Below are 16,594 nucleotides of genomic sequence, written 5' to 3' on the forward strand. Positions count from 1 at the left end.
GGGGGACGGGTGACGGGGTTCGTGTTCCTGCGCGTCCGCGCGCACCGGCTGCTGCTCGCCGCCGCCCTCCTGGCCGTACTCCTGACCACCTCGGTCCTCTCCGCCCTCACCGCCTTCTCCGGCTCCATCGGCGACGCCGCGCTCCGCCACACCCTCCAGGGCCGCGACGCGGCCGCCGCCGCGCTCGTGATCACCGCGCAGGTCCCGGCGAGCGACCGGCGGGCCGCGAACGGGGCGGCGACGAAGGTCGCGCGGGAGTCGTTCGACGGGCTGCCGGTGACCGTACGGAAGCTGGAGCGTTCGGGGTCGTACGCGCTCCCCCGCGCCCTCCAGCCGCCCGACGCCCGCGTCGGCGATCCCGACCTCACGCACTTCGCGACGCTCGACCGCTCGCGCGTACGGCTGGTGACGGGCACCTGGCCGACGGCCGCCGGCGCTTCCGCGGCCGGCCCCGTACCGGTGGCGTTCCCCGAGGAGGCCGCGACCCAGCTCGGGCTGAAGGCCGGGACGCGGCTCACCCTCCTCGACCGGCTGGGCGACAAACCCCTCACGATCCACGTCACGGGCATCTACCGGCCGGCCGATCTCACCGACCCGTACTGGAAGTTGGACACCCTCGGCGGCCAGGGCGTCCGGACGGTCACCTTCACCACCTACGGCCCGCTGCTCACCGACCCCGCCCTGTTCGACTCCGGGCGGCTGCAGGCGGGCGACCTGTCCTGGCTGGCCGCCGCCGACTTCCGGTCCGTCACCACCGGCCGTATCGACGCGCTGCGCACCGCCGCCGAGCGCGGGCCCAAGTCCCTCGCCGCGCAACCGGTGTTCGCCGACGGTGTGACCGCGCGGACCACGCTGCCGAGCGTCCTCGACCGGACCGAACGCGCGCTGCTCGTGTCGCGCTCCACGCTGCTGATCGTCGCCGTCCAGCTCGTCCTGCTCGCCACCTACGCCCTGTTGCTGGTCGCGCGGCTGCTGAGCACCGAGCGGACCGGCGAGAGCGATCTGCTGCGGGCGCGCGGCGGTTCACGGCGCCGGATCGCCTGGCTCGCCACCGTCGAGGCACTGCTGCTGGCGCTGCCGGCCGCGCTCTGCGCGCCGCTGCTCGCGGGGCCGCTGACCAGGCTGCTCGTCGACCGCGGACCGCTCGACGGGATCGGGCTGCGGCTCGGTGACACCTCCACCGCGCAGGTGTGGCTGACCGGTGTCGGGGTCGCGCTGGCGTGCGCCGCCGCCGGGGTCGCGCCCGCCCTCGCCTCGGCGGGCGTCACCCGGCTGCGGCGCGGCAGGGCGGGGGCGCTGCCCGGCCCGGTGCGCGCGGGCGCCGACGTGGGGCTGCTGGTAGTCGCCGCCGTGGCGTACTGGCAGCTGGACCGGCAGACGGCCGCCTCCGGCGGTGCGCTCAGCGGTGACAGCCGGGGCGAGCTGGGCGTCGATCCGCTGTTGGTCGCCGCCCCCGCGCTGGCGCTGCTCGCTGGCACCGTACTGACCCTGCGCCTGCTGCCGCCCGTGGCGCGTCTCGCCGAACGGCGCGCGGCGAGCGGGGCCGGCCTGTCGTCGGCGCTGGCCGGCTGGCAGTTCAGCCGCCGGCCGCTGCGCGGCGCGGGGCCGGTGCTGCTGCTGGTGCTGGCCGTGGCGATGGGGATGCTGGCGATCGGGCAGAGCGCGTCGTGGGACCGTTCGCAGGAGGACCAGGCGGACTTCCGAAGCGGCGCGTCGCTGCGGGTGCCGGCCAACCGGCCCGGGGATCCGGGGCAGGCCGGGATCTACGCCGAGCTGCCGGGCGTACGCGCGGCGGCCCCCGCGCACCGCGCCACCTCCGAGCTGTCGGCGGACCGGACGGCGACCGTCCTCGCGCTGGACACCGGTCTGGCCGACGAGCGGATGCTGTTGCGCGACGATCTGTCGGGGCTGTCCGGCGACGACGGGGCGGCCCGGCTGATCGACGCGGTGAAGCCGCCGAAGACGGCACAACCCGGCGTCCCACTGCCCGAGGACACCCGACAACTCCGGATCACGCTGCGGCTCACCGCCACCTCGGCGGCGAACGGGGTGTCGCCGTCCGGCAGCGCACCGTTCACCACGGTCCTGGTCGAGGACCGGTACGGCATCGCCTACCGCCTGCCCGCCGGCGACGTGCCCGTCGACGGCCGCCCGCACACCCTCACGCTCGATCTGACCGGCGCCGGGGACTCCGCGCGCGGTCCGGGGGCGGCGAGCACGCCGCTCACCCCGGCGCAGCCGCTGACCCTGACCGGTCTGGAGCTGGAGTCGAGCGCCCCGCAGGGCAGGAGCGAGACCCACCGGCTCACCGTCGACGCGCTCCGGTCCCTGGACGCCGACGGCGCCGCGCGGCCGGTCGACGTCCCCGCGGACTTCGGCTGGCGGGCGGCGCTCCTCGCGTCGCTGGACGGCGAGGCCGACCCGGACCTGCCGCTGAAGCCGGCCGTCTCGGCTGCGGCGCCGCTGGCTCTCTCGTACGAGACGGGGGTCAGCCCGCAGGCCGGGCCCTATCTGGATCCGACGCGGAGCCTCAGCGTCCATGTGGGCGTCCCGCGCCCCGAGCCGCCCACCGCGCTGCCCGCGATAGCCACCGACACCTTCCTGCGGGCCGCCGGGGCGAAGACCGGGCAGAGCGTGGACGTCGAGGTCGCGGGCGACCGGCTCCGGGTCAAGGTCGTGCGTTCCGTCGCCCAACTGCCCACCACCGGCCCCGGCGCCCTGAGCGCGCAGGCCGCGACCGAGACCGCCGACGGCGGGCGCCGGGGCGACGGCGGCGCGCTCCTGCTCGATCTGCGCGCCGTCAATCAGGTGCTCGCCGACCGGCGGGAGGCGTCGCTGGCCCCCACCGAGTGGTGGCTGAGCGCGGCACCGGGCCGCACCCAGGAGATCGCGGACACGCTGCGGAAGCGGTCCGACCTCGACCCGGCGCAGGTGATGGTGCGCGACGAGATCGCGGACGAGCTGCTGAGCGATCCACTGGGCGTCGGTCCGCAGTCCGCGCTGCTGGCCGCCGCGATCGCGGCGGCGGCGCTGGCGGCCGTCGGCTTTGCGGTGAGCGCCGTGGGGTCGCTCCGTGAACGGGGCGCCGAATTCGCCCTGTTGCGGGCGCTGGGCACCCCACGCCGGCAACTCGCCCGGCTGATAGCCACCGAGCAGGGCCTGCTGCTCACGGTGGCGCTCCTGGTCGGCCTCGCCCTCGGCGCCGTACTCACCAGGGCGGTCGTGCCCCTGGTCGTCCTGACGGGCCAGGCCACGCAGCCGGTGCCCGCCGTCCATGTCGACCTGCCGACCGGCCAGGTCGCCGCGCTGCTGGCGGGGGTGTCCGTGCTTCCCCTGCTGCTGATCGCGTACCTCACCCTGCGCCGTACCGACCCGGCGGTCACGCTGCGCGAACGGGGAGGCAACTGAGATGAGCGCACCTTCGCCCGGCCGTCGTGACCCGTCCACGGAGCCGGCCGTCGCGTCCGGCGGGGCCGACGGGGCCCACACGTCCGACGGGTCCGACGGGGCGGGCTCGTCCCGCGCGTCCGGACGCCCGGTGCGGGTCGTCGCGCCGTGGATCCGGACGCGGTTGCGGACCGCGCCGGGGGCCGCCGCGGCGCTGGCCGTGCTCGTCGTACTCACCGCCTATCTCGCCGCCGCGTTCCCCCGTTCCGTCGACACCTACGAGACGAACGGCCTGCGGCACGCCATCCGTACGGCCGCCGCCGGCCAGAGCGTCCTGGAGGTCAGCGTGGCCGCGCCCGGCCTCGGCGTACCGCAGGCGGAGCGCGAGGAGGTCCTGCGCGGCGCCTGGGTGGCGCAGGCGCAGCGGAAGATCACGCGGACTCTGCCGGCGCCGGTGCGCGCCGACGAGGGCGGTTCGGCGTACGGCGTACGGACCTCCGAGCCGGTCGAGGGCACCGACACCTGGCTGCCCGCGCCCGACAACCTGCCGCCGATGTTCACCCTCGCCGCCCAGGCCGGTCTCGACCGCCACTCCACGCTCCGCGAGGGGCGGCTCCCGCGCGCGGACGGCGCGGTGCAGGAGCGCACCGGGGAGGTGGAGGCCGCGGTCACCGCGGAGACCGCCAAGTCGCTGCGGATCAAGGTCGGTTCGGTGGTGCACGTGCCGGGCGTGGACCGGGACGAGCTGGGCGTACGGATCACCGGAATCGTCACACCACGGGACCCGAAGAACAGCTACTGGGCCTTCGAGAGCACGCTCGGCACCCCCGTCCTCGTCACCAAACCGACCAACGACGTGCCCCCGCCCCGCTACTGGCGCGCCTCCCTCCTGCTGGCCCCCGACGCCGCGCCCGCGCTGCTCGGCACGACCGGTGAGCCCCAGACGTACTGGCGGATCGCCCCCGACGCGACGGCGCTCAACGCACGCGACGCGCCCCGGCTCGCCTCCGCCCTGGCCTCCTTGGAGAACGGCCCCGAGCTGACCGAACTGCGCGCCCCCGCCGTCGTCGGGCCCTCCGCCGTGGTGGCGACCGGACTTGACGAGATCGTCGCCGATCACCGCTCCATGCGATCGGCCATCGCTCCGGTCGTCACCGTCGCGGCACTGGGCATCGGGGCCGTGGCCGCCGTCGTCCTGGTGATGGCGGGCGGTCTGCTCGCCGTACGGCGGCAGGCCGAACTCGCCCTGCTGCGCTCACGCGGCGGATCGCTGCGCGGCATCGGCGGCCGGCTCCTGGCCGAGACGGCGGTGATCGCCCTACCGGCGGCGGCCGTCGGCCTGCTGCTGGCCGTGCTGACCGTCCCGGAGGCCCGGTCGGGGCCCGCCGTCGCCGCGGCGGGCGGCGCCGCCCTGCTGGCGTGCGCCGCGCTCCCGGTCCGGGCCGTCGTACGGCACCGCAGGCCGCGGCCGCACGGGGGCCGTGAGGATCTTGTACGGGCCCGGCCCTCCCGCCGCCGCACGATGGCCGAACTGACCCTGCTGGCCCTGGGGATCGGCGCGGTCGCCGCCCTGCGCCGGCGGGGCACGGACGGGGCGGCCGACCCCGGCGGGGACGGCGGGATCGGGGACGTGGACTATCTGGTCAGCTCCGCGCCTGTGCTGGTCGGACTGATCGCCGCGCTGGTTCTCGTACGGCTCTATCCACTGCCGCTGCGGCTCGTCGGCCGCCCCGCCGGGCGGCTGCGCGGCGCCGTCGGTTTCCTCTCGCTGGCCCGCGCGGGCCGCGCCGCGTCGTCGGGCGCGCTGCCCCTGCTCGCCCTGCTCGTCGCGCTGACGACGGCGGCCTTCGGCGGCTCCGTGCTCGCCGGGATCGACGGCGCCAGGGAGCGCGCCGCCGTGCTCGCGACGGGCGCCGACGCCCGGATCAGCGTCCTCGGCTCGTCGGCGGTGCTGCCCGACGGGCTGACGGAGTTGGTGCGGGACAGCGCCGGGGTCGGGGAAGTGACGGCGGTACGGGTCGAGTACGGCGTACCGCTCCCGTCCGACGCCAAGGGTTTCCGGACGGCGCTCGGCGTGACCATGATCGGCGTGGAGCCGCGGGCGTACGCCCGGCTGGCCCGGCAGACCGGGCTCGGGGAGTTCCCGGCCGGCGCGCTGAAGTCCGTGGGCGGGGGCGGCGTACGCGACGGCGGGTCGGACAAGGGCCGGGTGCTGCCCGCGATCGCCTCGCCCGCCGTCGCCGAACGGCTCGGCGACGGGCCGCGCGACATCCAGTCGCCCGCCGGGGACTTCAAGGTGCGGGTGGCGGCGACACGGTCCAACACCCCGGCGGCGCCCGGCGCCGACTACCTCCTGGTGAACGCCGCCGACCTGACCCAGCGGGCGCCGACCACCCTGCTGGTCACGGGCCCGAAGCTGGACGGTGGGGCGCTGCGCCGTACGATCGCCGGATTCGGCGAGGAGACACGCACCCCCTTCACCGTGACGCTGCGCACCGAGGAGCGGAAGACGTTCGTCAACACGCCCATGCAGGAGGGCGCCGAGCGGATCTACGCGGCGGCGATAGCGGCGGGCGCGGGCTACGCCCTGCTGGCCCTGCTGCTCTCGCTGTCGCAGACGGCCCCGGAACGCCTCACCCTGCTGGCACGGCTGCGCACCATGGGCCTCACGACACGCCAGGGCCGCCAACTGCTGGGCCTGGAGGTCCTTCCGCAGGCGCTGCTCGCCGCCGTGGGCGGGGCGTTCGTCGGCTGGGCGACCATCGTGCTGCTGGCGCCGGGGGTGGATCTCGTACGACTGGCGCTCACCGCGACATCGGACGTGACGCTGGACGGGGCGCCGCTCCAGGCCGATCCGTGGTCGCTGGTGCTGCCGGCCGTGGGGGTGCTGGCGCTCGCCGCGGCGGTGTCGGTGGTGCAGGCGTGGTGGGCGGGACGGCGGGGATCGATCAACGAACTCAGGGCAGGAGACAGCCGATGACATCGTCGACCGAGTCCGGGACGGGTGGCTCAGGGGCAGTGGAGGGCGCGGGGGCCGACATCTCCGCGGTGACGACGCTGGAGCAGTTGGAGCGCCGCGCGGGCACCCACCGCGACCGGCCCTCGTACGGGCACGACGCGCTCATCGCGTGCGACCGGCTGGTGCGGATCTTCACCGCCGACGGGGTGGAGGTGCAAGCCCTCCAGGGTCTCGACCTGCTGGTCGCCGAGGGCGAGTTGATGGCGCTCGTGGGCGCGTCCGGCAGCGGCAAGTCGACGCTGATGAACATCCTGGCGGGCCTGGACGTCCCGACGGCCGGCGCCGCGAAGGTGGCGGGCCGCGATCTGCTGGGCATGGACGCGAAGGCCCGGCTGCGCTACCGGCGTGAGGCGGTGGGCTTCGTCTGGCAGGAGACCGGCCGCAATCTGCTGCCGTACATGACGGCCGGTCAGAACGTGTCACTGCCGATGCAGTTGAGCGGCCGGGACGGGCGCGGTGGCTGGAGTGGGGGCAGTGGCCGGGGCGGGGGCGGTGGCCGGGGTGGGGGCGGTGGCCGGGGTGGCGGCCGTCGTCGCGCCGAGCGCGCGGCGCGGGCCGAATCACTGCTGACGATGCTGGACGTGGCGGACTGCCGCGACCGGCGCCCGCACCAGATGTCCGGCGGCCAGCAACAGCGCGTCGCGATAGCCGTCGCCCTCGCCAACTCCCCTTCCGTGCTGCTGGCCGACGAGCCGACGGGCGAGCTGGACTCGGCGACCGGGGAGCAGGTGTTCGCCGCGTTCCGCCGGGCGAACGAGGAGCTGGGCACGACGATCGTGATCGTCACCCACGACCAGGAGGTCGCGGACGAGGTACGCCGCACGGTCGCCATCCGCGACGGCCGCACCTCGTCGGAGGTCCTGCGCCGTACGGAGGTCGACGCGACGACGGGTCAGGAGTCGGTGGTGGCGCGGGAGTACGCGATGCTCGACCGCGCGGGCCGTCTCCAACTGCCCGCCGAGTACACGAAGGCGCTGGGCATGGAGCACCGCGTGATGCTGGAACTGGAACAGGACCACATCGGCGTCTGGCCGGACACATCGGGCCCGTCCGGCGATTGAGGACCCACCCACCCACCGGGCAGTCGGCAGACGGCAGTCCCGCGCTCCACGGCCCGGTCCCAGTCGCAATCCCACGCCCTACGTCGGAGTGACGCTCAGCCCGCCGATGCCGCCGGCTCCGCCACCGCTACCGCCCGTCCGTACGGCGATCGACCCGTACGGTGTCCGCAGCCGCGTCCATGTGCCGGTCCTGAGCAGCGCCACCGGCGCGTTCTCGGGCATCGGTCGCAGGAAGCCCACCGACTGCGCCGCGTGGACGGCGCGCAGCGGCAGACCCGTGTCGTCGACCGTCCGGGACCAGATCTCGTGGCCGATCCTGTCGCGTTCGGCGCGGTCGCGGTGCGCGGCGGGCAACGCCTCGTCGCGCGCGCGGAATTCGGCGACCGCCGCCGCGACGGCCTGACGCAGCGCGGCGGGTCCCGGCAGGCCCGGTACCAGCTGCCAGCCGCCGCGCGGCGGCAGCACCCCGGTCCACGGAGGGCCGGTGACGGCGGCGGGCAGCGCGAAGCCGCCCGTCAACTCGTCGATCGCTTCGAGGAGTTCACCGGCTGAGACGGTGATGTCCAGCTCCGCGGCGGCCGCGGGCACGGCCGCCGACGGTTCGTCACGCAGCCGCGCCGTACGGATCGCCAGGACCTCGAACGCCGGGGGCCGCCCGAACACCGCCACGGCCCCGGCGCCCACCTGGAGGCGTACCGCGGCCGCCCGGTCGTAGCGGATCAGCCGGCCGAGGAAGGCGGCGAGATCCGCCGCCTCCGCCGTGTCGGCGAGCCGCAGGGCCCGCACGGTCGTCGCCGTCATGCCGCGAGCGCCTCCGCGTCGTCCAGGTACTTCAGAAGGAAGGACTTCTCCTCGGCGGTGATCCGCCGAGGCCGGCCCGCCTGGAGGTCGTACGGCACGATGACCGTCGAGGCCCGCACGTACACCTGGTCCTCGTCCTTGATCTCGTACGCGATCGTGAGCGTCGCCGCGCCGATCTTCGTCACCCACAGCTCGATGTCCACCGGCTCGTACCGGTGCACCAGCGGCAGCTTGTAGTCGATCTCGTGCCGGGCCACGACGGACCCGCCCGAGAAGGACGGCGAGCCGTCCCCCTGCGCCAGCCGGAACATGAAGTCGATACGCGCTTCCTCCAGATAGCGGAGGAACACGACGTTGTTGACGTGCCCGAAGGCGTCCATGTCCGACCAGCGCATGGGGCAGCTGTAATGGTGGCGGGCCATGTCAGCCTCGGGTCAGCTTCTTGTACGTGGCGCGGTGCGGCCGGGCCGCGTCGGCGCCGAGCCGCTCCACCTTGTTCTTCTCGTACGCCTCGAAGTTGCCCTCGAACCAGAACCACTTGGACTCGCCCTCGTACGCCAGGATGTGCGTGGCGACGCGGTCGAGGAACCACCGGTCGTGAGAGATGATCACGGCCGCGCCGGAGAACTCCAGCAGCGCGTTCTCCAGGGACGACAGGGTCTCGACGTCGAGGTCGTTGGTCGGTTCGTCGAGGAGCAGCAGGTTGCCGCCCTGCTTGAGGGTCAGCGCCAGGTTGAGGCGGTTGCGCTCACCGCCGGACAGGACACCGGCCGGCTTCTGCTGGTCCGGGCCCTTGAAGCCGAACGCGGAGACGTACGCCCGCGAGGGCATCTCGACATGACCGACGTTGATGTAGTCCAGCTCGTCGGAGACGACGGCCCACAGCGACTTCTTCGGGTCGATGTTGCCGCGGCCCTGGTCGACGTAGCTGATGTTGACCGTGTCGCCGACCTTGATGCTGCCGGAGTCCGGCTCCTCGAAGCCCTGGATCATCTTGAAGAGCGTGGTCTTGCCGGCGCCGTTCGGGCCGATGACCCCGACGATGCCGTTGCGCGGCAGGGTGAAGGAGAGGTTGTCGATGAGGACCTTGTCGCCGAACGCCTTGCTCAGGTTCTCGACCTCGACCACGACGCTGCCGAGCCGCGGGCCCGGCGGGATCTGGATCTCCTCGAAGTCCAGCTTCCGCATCTTGTCGGCCTCGGCGGCCATCTCCTCGTAACGGGCCAGCCTGGCCTTGGACTTGGCCTGGCGCCCCTTCGCGTTGGAGCGGACCCATTCGAGTTCGTCCTTGAGCCGCTTGGCGCGCTTGGCGTCCTTCTGGCCCTCGACCTTGAGACGTGCCTGCTTGGTCTCCAGGTACTTGGAGTAGTTGCCCTCGTAGCCGTGCAGCCGGCCGCGGTCGACCTCGCAGATCCACCCGGCGACGTTGTCGAGGAAGTACCGGTCGTGGGTGACCGCGACGACGGCGCCCGGGTACTTGGCGAGGTGCTGCTCCAGCCACTGCACGGACTCGGCGTCCAGGTGGTTGGTGGGCTCGTCGAGCAGCAGCAGGTCGGGGGCCTCCAGCAGCAGCTTGCAGAGCGCGACGCGGCGGCGCTCACCACCGGAGAGATTGGTGACGGCCCAGTCGCCGGGCGGGCAGCCCAGCGCGTCCATGGCCTGCTCCAGCTGGGTGTCCAGGTCCCACGCGTTGGCGTGGTCCAGGTCCTCCTGGAGCTTGCCCATCTCGTCCATCAGGGCCTCGGAGTAGTCGGTCGCCATCAGCTCGGCGACCTCGTTGAACCTCTTCAGCTTGCCCATGATCTCGGCGGCGCCGTCCTGGACGTTCTCCAGCACCGTCTTGTTCTCGTCCAGCGGCGGCTCCTGGAGGAGCATCCCGACCGAGTAGCCGGGCGACAGGAAGGCTTCGCCGTTGGACGGCTGCTCCAGCCCGGCCATGATCTTCAGCACGGTGGACTTACCGGCGCCGTTGGGGCCGACCACACCGATCTTCGCGCCGGGCAGGAAGCTCTGCGTCACGTCATCGAGGATGACCTTGTCGCCGTGCGCCTTGCGCGTCTTGCGCATCGTGTAGATGTACTCAGCCAAGAGAAACCGTCCGGCAGATCGAGAAGGGCCAATGTGCGGCTCCACCGCGTGAGGGCAGATGAAGCCATCTTGCCGCACGTCCCTCCCTGGGGAGAAACCGCGTGTCCAGGGCTCGGACACCCCGTCCCGACCTGTGGTCCGCGTGGGCACGCCGAGGGCGGGCCCGGCGATGACGTGTCGGCCGACGGCGCCCGGCCCTGACTGCCGCTCCGGCGCGCGGCTCCGGCGCGCGACCGGATTCGTCTGCGCGTCGGAGCCGCTGTCAGGGGGCGGCGGGGTGCCGTGCCGGTCGGGTCGGGTCGGGGGTGGGTCGGGTCGAGAGTGGCTCGGGTCGGGTGCCGGTCAGATCCCGTCGGGCCGGGGGTGGGTCAGTCCTCGGTGGAGGGGTCGTTCTTCTTACGGACGAGGAAGACCGCCGCGCCGCCGATCAGGACCAGTCCGATCGCTACGCCCGCGATCATCGGGGTGGCGTTGGAGGTGCCCGTCTCGGCCAGGTCGAGCCCGTCCGTACCGGCGACGCCGCCCGTCGTGGCCGGGGCCAGCTGGGTGGTGGTCTCGTCGGCCGGCGGGCCGGGGTTCCCGCTGGTCCGGCAGTCGAGGACGCCCTGGAAGTTCTTGGTGAAGCCCCCGGGCCCGGTGATGGTGAAGTCGTACGCCTGGTCCTCGGCGACCGGCACGGTGACCGTCCTGGACTTGCCCGCCTCGACCGCGTACTCCTCACCGGCGAGTGTGAAGGCGAACGGCTCGTCGCCCTTGTTGGCCGCCGTGACGTCCACACCCCCCTCCGCGCAGTTCTTCTCGGCGGTGATCGCCGGTATCGCGCCCTTCGCGGCCCACGTGGCGGCGGCCGTCGCCGAGACCGTGGACTCGCTGGAGCCGGCCAGGATCTGCGTCTGGCTCTTGGTGACCCCGGCGAACGCCCTGCCCACCGGCACCGACGTGCTCGCCTGCACGCTCAGCGTGGCCGTGCCGTCGGCCGCGTCCTCGGGGACGTCGAAGTAGAGCCGCGCGCCGTCGACCGCCTCGTTGACGGGCTTGCCGTCCTTGTCGGTGATCTTGATGCCCATCGCGGCGGCGTCGGCCGGCGGGGACACCGCGACACTGTCCGCGTCGGTACGGACGGTGACCGGCCCGAGACGCTCGCCGCTCCGGCCGGAGACCGCGCCGGGCTCCAGGGTGAGCGAAGCCTTGGGCTCACCGAGATTCTCGGCGCTGCGCTCCAGCCAGTCGGCCAGCTTCTCGGCCTGCGGGTCGACGGCGTCGACGTCCGCGTCGTCGGAATGGCGCCAGATGGCGACCTGCGTACCGGCGGCGGCGGTCTGCGCGGTGAGCGGCCCGGTGCCCGCGTCCTCGGCGAGCGCCGCGAGGTCGTCGACCTGGGGGTAGGAGTTCTGCAGGATCCAGCGGATCTTCCCGGCGTTCTTGTTGGCGCCGAGCGAGGTCTGCGCCCAGGGCGTCTCCAGATACTTCGCCTGGTCCTGGGTGGGGTTGTGGATGTCGATGCAGTACGTCTTGAGCTTGCCGCCGCCGTCGACGGTCATCTCGAAGAGCCCGGCGGGCAGTTCGTGCTTCTGGCCGTCCGTGGTGAGCACGGCCTTGTCGAACGTCATGAGGCCGTCGAGCGTGGCCGCCGCGCCACCGCGGTGCTGAAGTGCCTCGTCGGCCACGGCCGTACCCGCTCCGACTATGGAGCCCACCACGACAAGACCCGAGACGGCCATCGACGCGGCGAGACGGGCGGCGCCCCGCCTACGAGCGGTTGGAGCGAGGAACGCGGAGAACACAGACAGCGCAGACAACACAGATTTTTCCCTCCGGGCGAGGTCCTCCGCGTGGGACGCGTGGGGGGATTTCCTCACCAGCAGCCTCAAGTGCCCCATGAGTACTCGGGAATCCTATGGATGGAGGTGACAGCCGATGCCCGTTCGGACGTTCCGATAACCGTTCCGAATCGGAATCGTTATCGCTCGCACCTTCGAAGTCGTTCGACTCTCGACAAATCTCCACAACTCCCCGGTCAGAGCGGTCCGGTCGGCGCCGCGACCGCCCCGGCCGACGCCGGCGACTCGTCGTGTTCGGACGGCCACGATTGCGTACGCACCGGTTTGCCGAGCGCGCCGGTGCCCGAGTCGGCAGCCGCGGCGTGCGCGGCGGAAGCCGCCGCCGCCATGTCCGCCGGACGCTCCGTCAGCGCCGGATTCGCCCGCGCCACCCGCTTGAACGCCGAGGTCCCCCACGTCAGATCGTGACCGATCGACAGCGCGTCGATGTCCACGAACGTCCTGCGCTGCCCTTCCTTCGCCTCGTCCCGCACACGCAGCTTGCCGTGCACGACCAGCGGGTCACCGACGTTGACCGACGCGGTGAGATTCGCCCCGAGATTCCGCCACGCGCAGACGGTGTAGAAGCTCGTACTCCCGTCCGTCCAGGCCGAATTGCGGCGGTCCCAGCGGCGCGGAGTCACCGCGAACCTGAACCTCGCCACCCCACCCGTCGGCGTTTCCCGATACTCCACCCCCGTCGCCGCGTTCCCCACCAGCGTCACCACGGTGTCGTTCATGGCAGCCCCCTCTTCTCCGGCTTCGCGGCTCCCCGCCGCACCGTCTCTCCGGCCCCGTCGACCGACCACCTCATGCTGGACCGGACGGGAAAATCCTGCTGACGCCTGTGGATAACTCACCGATTCTGAATATCTCCGTCACCCGTACGTGGTCGCACCCGGACGCCAGGCGGACGAGAGCCGGACGCCAGGTGGACGAGGAGCGGCCGGGAGGACGGACCAGGAGCCGCTACCTCGTCACGCCCGACACCGTCGAGTACTGCTCGCGCACCTCCCGGTACCGCATCAGCTCCGCCGCGATCGGATCGAGCACCTTGGCCCGCCCACACCCGGACGCCGCCTCCCGCAGCCGCCGTTCGGCGTCCTGCCCGTACCGCCTGGCCGGCCCCCGCGCCGCCGCCGCGCACGCCCACTCCACCAGCGGCCCGCCGATGATCCCGGCCAGCATCACCAGCACGGGCGGGATGATGCCGGGCGGGAGGACGCCGATGATCTGGCCGACCAGCCACAGCCCGCCGAAGATCTGAAGCAGCGTCATGGACGCCTGCGCGAGCACCGCGGCCGGCCACCACGCGGGGCGCGCGGGACGCCCGCTCGGCGGCCCCGCCGTCACGGCCAGCTCGTCCAGCGCCTCCGGCAGCCCGACGGCGCCGCGGACCGCCGCCTCGCGCACCGCCTGCGCCCACGGCCTCGGCAGCCCGGCCGCCGCGTCCTCCGCGACCGTACGGACGGCCTGCTCGACCCGCTGCCTGGCGGTGAGTTCGTCCTCCACGATCACCTCGGCGCGCGGCGCGGTGCCGCCGGGCGTCCGGGTGCGCTCGTACCAGCGCCACAGCCGCAGCCACGGCGTCCCGCACGCGCGACCGGCGTTCCTGCGCCACTCGCGCTCGGCCGCCTCGCCCGTGGCCACCGCGCCGACCGCCCAGGCGAGCCGTTCCGCGAACTCCTCGCGGGAGCGCTCACCGAGCCCCGTGCGCCCGTCGGCGACGTACACCGAGCGCAGCCGCCTCGCGGCCGCGTCCACGTCGGCCGACAGCCGCCGGGCGGCGGCGCTGCGTTCCTGGACGAAACGGCCGACCAGCTCGCGCAGTTCGCCCACGCCCTGTCCGGTGAGCGCGGAGATCGGCAGCACGGTGGCCCCCGGCTCGCCGTGCTCGCCGAGCGCCATGCCGTCCTCGTCCAGCAGCCTGCGCAGATCGTCCAGGACCTGGTCGGCGGCCTCGCCGGGCAGCCGGTCGATCTGGTTCAGCACGACGAAGGTGATCTCCGCGTGGCCGGCGAGCGGGCGCAGATAGCGCTCGTGGAGCGCAGCGTCCGCGTACTTCTCCGGGTCGACCACCCAGATGACCGCGTCGACCAGCGCCAGTACCCGGTCGACCTGGTCGCGGTGCGCCACGACGGCGGAGTCGTGGTCGGGCAGGTCGACCAGGACGAGACCCTCCAGTTCCTCGTCCCCGTCGCCGCCCGCGAGCGGCCTGCGGCGCAGCCTGCCGGGGATGGCGAGCCGGTCGAGCAGCCCGGCGGCGCCCTCGGACCAGACGCAGGCGATGGGCGCGGACGTGGTCGGCCTGCGCAGCCCCGTCTCGGAGATCGGTACTTCCGCCAGCGCGTTGAACAGCGTCGACTTGCCGCTGCCGGTGGCACCCGCGATGGCCACGACGGTGTGCCGCGACGAGAGCCGCTGCCGGGTGGACGCCTCGTCCAGCACGCGTCCGGCCTCGGCGAGCGTGGTCCCCTCGATCCGGGTCCGCGACAGGCCAACCAACTCGCGCAGGGCGTCGAGCCGTACCCGCAGCGGCCCCTCGTAGGCGCCTCCGATGGGCTGGTGGAGCTCGGCCGGGGCCGCCGTACCGTCGTCCCTCTCGACCGCCTCCACGCCGACGGTGACGCCCGAGCCGGCCGCGCCCTTGCGTCCGGCCGCGTGCCGGGCGATCAGCCCGTCGTCCCAGCGCCGCCCCGCGCCGTCCGCGGCGCCGCCCGCGTCCGTCACACCCGCCGCGAGCCCCGCCCCCGTCTCACCGGGCCCGTCCGTCAACGTCGTCACGTCCGTCACGTCCGCCATCTCGGTCACATCTCCTTCTGCAGTACGGAAAGCGCGGCGATGAGTTCCGCCTGCGGCTCCGGCGCCACTTCGAGCGCGTCGAGCGGAGCCAGCCGCCGGTCCCGTTCGCCGTGCAGTACGTCGTCGATGTACGTCGCCACCAGGTCACCGCCCTTGTCGCGCAGCCGCAGCGCGCCCTGCGCCCCGATCCGCTCGGCGAGCCGCTCCCCCGCGACGCGGGTGCGGTGCCCGCCCAGGAGGGCGGCGGCCAGGAGGGCGGCGACCGTCTCGGCGTCGGGCGCGGCATTGCGTTCGAGGAGCCGTACCTCCTCCTCGGCCAGCTCCTCCACGACCCGCCGCCAGCGCCGTACGGCCATCCCGATCCGCTCGGACACCTCCCTGTCCGGCCCAGGGGTCAGGACGCCCGCCGACGCCGGCTCGCGCCGCCACGCCTCGGTGACCTGCTCGTCGGCGGCGGCGACGGCGCACTGGAGCAGCGCGGCCAGGCTCTCGACCAGCGAATCGAGCAGTTCACGCGCCGAGCTGTCCCTCGGATAGCCGCGCCAGCGGGTCCGCGCGTCCCCGGCGAGCACGGCACCGGCCTTGAGCCGCCTGCGTACCCGCTCGCGCTCGGAGGCGTACGCCTCCTCGACGGCGCCCGTGAGGCGTACGGCGGCGGCGTACTGCGCCGCGACGGCGCCAGCCAGCTCCGGCATCCGCACATTGAGCGAGCCGATGACGCCCGCGGCCGTACGGACGACGGCCTGCTGACGGGCCGCCGGATCCCGCACCCGGTGGGTCAGCCAGGCGAGCAGCGGCGCGACGGCGGTGGTGGGCAGCAGCCCGCTGCCGCCGCCCGCCGACTCGGGCAGTTCGGGGATGGTGAAGCGGGGTACGTCGCCCAGGCCCGCCTTGGTGAGCAGCGCCGCGTACTGACGTGACACCTCGTCAATCACCTGGTGCGGCACCCGGTCCAGGACGGTCACGAGCGAGGCGTCGTACTCCTTCGCCGTACGGAGCAGATGCCAGGGCACCGCGTCGGCGTACCGGGACGCGGTGGTCACCATCACCCACACGTCGGCGGCGCAGATCAACTCGGCGGCGAGAACGCGGTTCCGTACGACGAGCGAGTCGATGTCGGGCGCGTCCAGCAGGGCGAGGCCGCGGGGCAGGGCCACGGCGGTGTCGATGCGCAGCGCGTTCTCGTCGTCCCCGCTCCAGGCCCCGGCCCCGCCGTCCTCCTCCTGCTGGGTCAGCCAGACGCGCGACAGCTGCGGAAGGACCCGTACGCCGTCGAACCAGTGGCAGTCGTCGGGATGGCACACCAGTACGGGTGTACGGGTGGTGGGCCGCAGCACGCCCGCTTCGCTGACCCGCCGCCCCACAAGGGAGTTGACGAGCGTCGACTTCCCGGCCCCGGTGGATCCGCCCACCACGGCGAGCAGCGGCGCTTCGGGGTCCCGCAGCCGCGGCACCAGATAGTCGTCCAGCTGCGCGAGCAGCTCCTCCCTGGTCTGCCGGGCACGCGGAGCCCCGTCGAGAGGGAGTGGAAGACGCACGGCGGCGACACGGTCGCGCAGCGCGGAAAGTGCGTCGATCAGCTGAGGCCGTACGTCCAAGGTCACCACATGCGAAGA

General features: G+C 73.7%; 10 protein-coding genes. 3 read left to right on the top strand and 7 right to left on the bottom strand.

Annotated elements, in window-relative coordinates; all coding sequences use genetic code 11:
• Nucleotides 1–9: 9 nt before the first annotated feature.
• From ACFUN8_RS12310 to ACFUN8_RS12320, 3 genes are read left to right on the top strand one after another with little or no spacing between them, the layout of a single operon-like run.
• On the top strand, nt 10–3,408 hold the full coding sequence (locus tag ACFUN8_RS12310) for an FtsX-like permease family protein (RefSeq protein ID WP_383634936.1): 3,399 nt from the start codon (nt 10–12) through the stop codon (nt 3,406–3,408).
• 1 nt (nt 3,409) lies between these two features.
• A complete protein-coding gene (locus ACFUN8_RS12315) occupies nt 3,410–6,367 on the top strand; it encodes an ABC transporter permease (RefSeq protein ID WP_383634938.1) in 2,958 nt (985 codons plus the stop codon).
• Nucleotides 6,364–7,467: an ABC transporter ATP-binding protein gene (locus tag ACFUN8_RS12320; protein WP_383634940.1), complete on the top strand. Its 1,104-nt coding sequence runs from the start codon at nt 6,364–6,366 to the stop codon at nt 7,465–7,467. Before ACFUN8_RS12315 ends, ACFUN8_RS12320 begins: the two co-directional genes overlap by 4 nt.
• Before the next feature lie 78 nt (nt 7,468–7,545).
• Here the strand turns inward: ACFUN8_RS12320 and ACFUN8_RS12325 are convergent, their stop codons facing one another.
• From ACFUN8_RS12325 to ACFUN8_RS12355, 7 genes are all read right to left on the bottom strand, one after another.
• On the bottom strand, nt 7,546–8,268 hold the full coding sequence (locus tag ACFUN8_RS12325) for a hypothetical protein (protein ID WP_383634942.1): 723 nt from the start codon (nt 8,266–8,268) through the stop codon (nt 7,546–7,548).
• On the bottom strand, nt 8,265–8,690 hold the full coding sequence (locus ACFUN8_RS12330; RefSeq protein ID WP_383634944.1) for an acyl-CoA thioesterase: 426 nt from the start codon (nt 8,688–8,690) through the stop codon (nt 8,265–8,267). Before ACFUN8_RS12330 ends, ACFUN8_RS12325 begins: the two co-directional genes overlap by 4 nt.
• Nucleotide 8,691: 1 nt before the next feature.
• Nucleotides 8,692–10,356, bottom strand: coding sequence for an energy-dependent translational throttle protein EttA (ettA, locus tag ACFUN8_RS12335; protein WP_383634946.1), 1,665 nt, complete (start codon nt 10,354–10,356; stop codon nt 8,692–8,694).
• Nucleotides 10,357–10,724: 368 nt separating this feature from the next.
• Nucleotides 10,725–12,158 (bottom strand): Cys-Gln thioester bond-forming surface protein, encoded by a 1,434-nt coding sequence (locus ACFUN8_RS12340; protein ID WP_383634948.1) that lies wholly within the window; start codon nt 12,156–12,158, stop codon nt 10,725–10,727.
• A gap of 215 nt (nt 12,159–12,373) precedes the next feature.
• Nucleotides 12,374–12,916: a single-stranded DNA-binding protein gene (locus tag ACFUN8_RS12345; RefSeq protein WP_383634950.1), complete on the bottom strand. Its 543-nt coding sequence runs from the start codon at nt 12,914–12,916 to the stop codon at nt 12,374–12,376.
• A 229-nt stretch (nt 12,917–13,145) separates the two neighbouring features.
• The gene (locus tag ACFUN8_RS12350) at nt 13,146–14,978 is read right to left on the bottom strand and encodes a GTPase (RefSeq protein ID WP_383634952.1); all 1,833 of its coding nucleotides are present in this window, start codon (nt 14,976–14,978) and stop codon (nt 13,146–13,148) included.
• A gap of 5 nt (nt 14,979–14,983) precedes the next feature.
• The gene (locus ACFUN8_RS12355) at nt 14,984–16,576 is read right to left on the bottom strand and encodes a dynamin family protein (protein WP_382564526.1); all 1,593 of its coding nucleotides are present in this window, start codon (nt 16,574–16,576) and stop codon (nt 14,984–14,986) included.
• Between the last annotated feature and the right edge of the window lie 18 nt (nt 16,577–16,594).

It is taken from the genome of Streptomyces sp. NPDC057307, assembly GCF_042667665.1.
Taxonomy (GTDB): domain Bacteria; phylum Actinomycetota; class Actinomycetes; order Streptomycetales; family Streptomycetaceae; genus Streptomyces.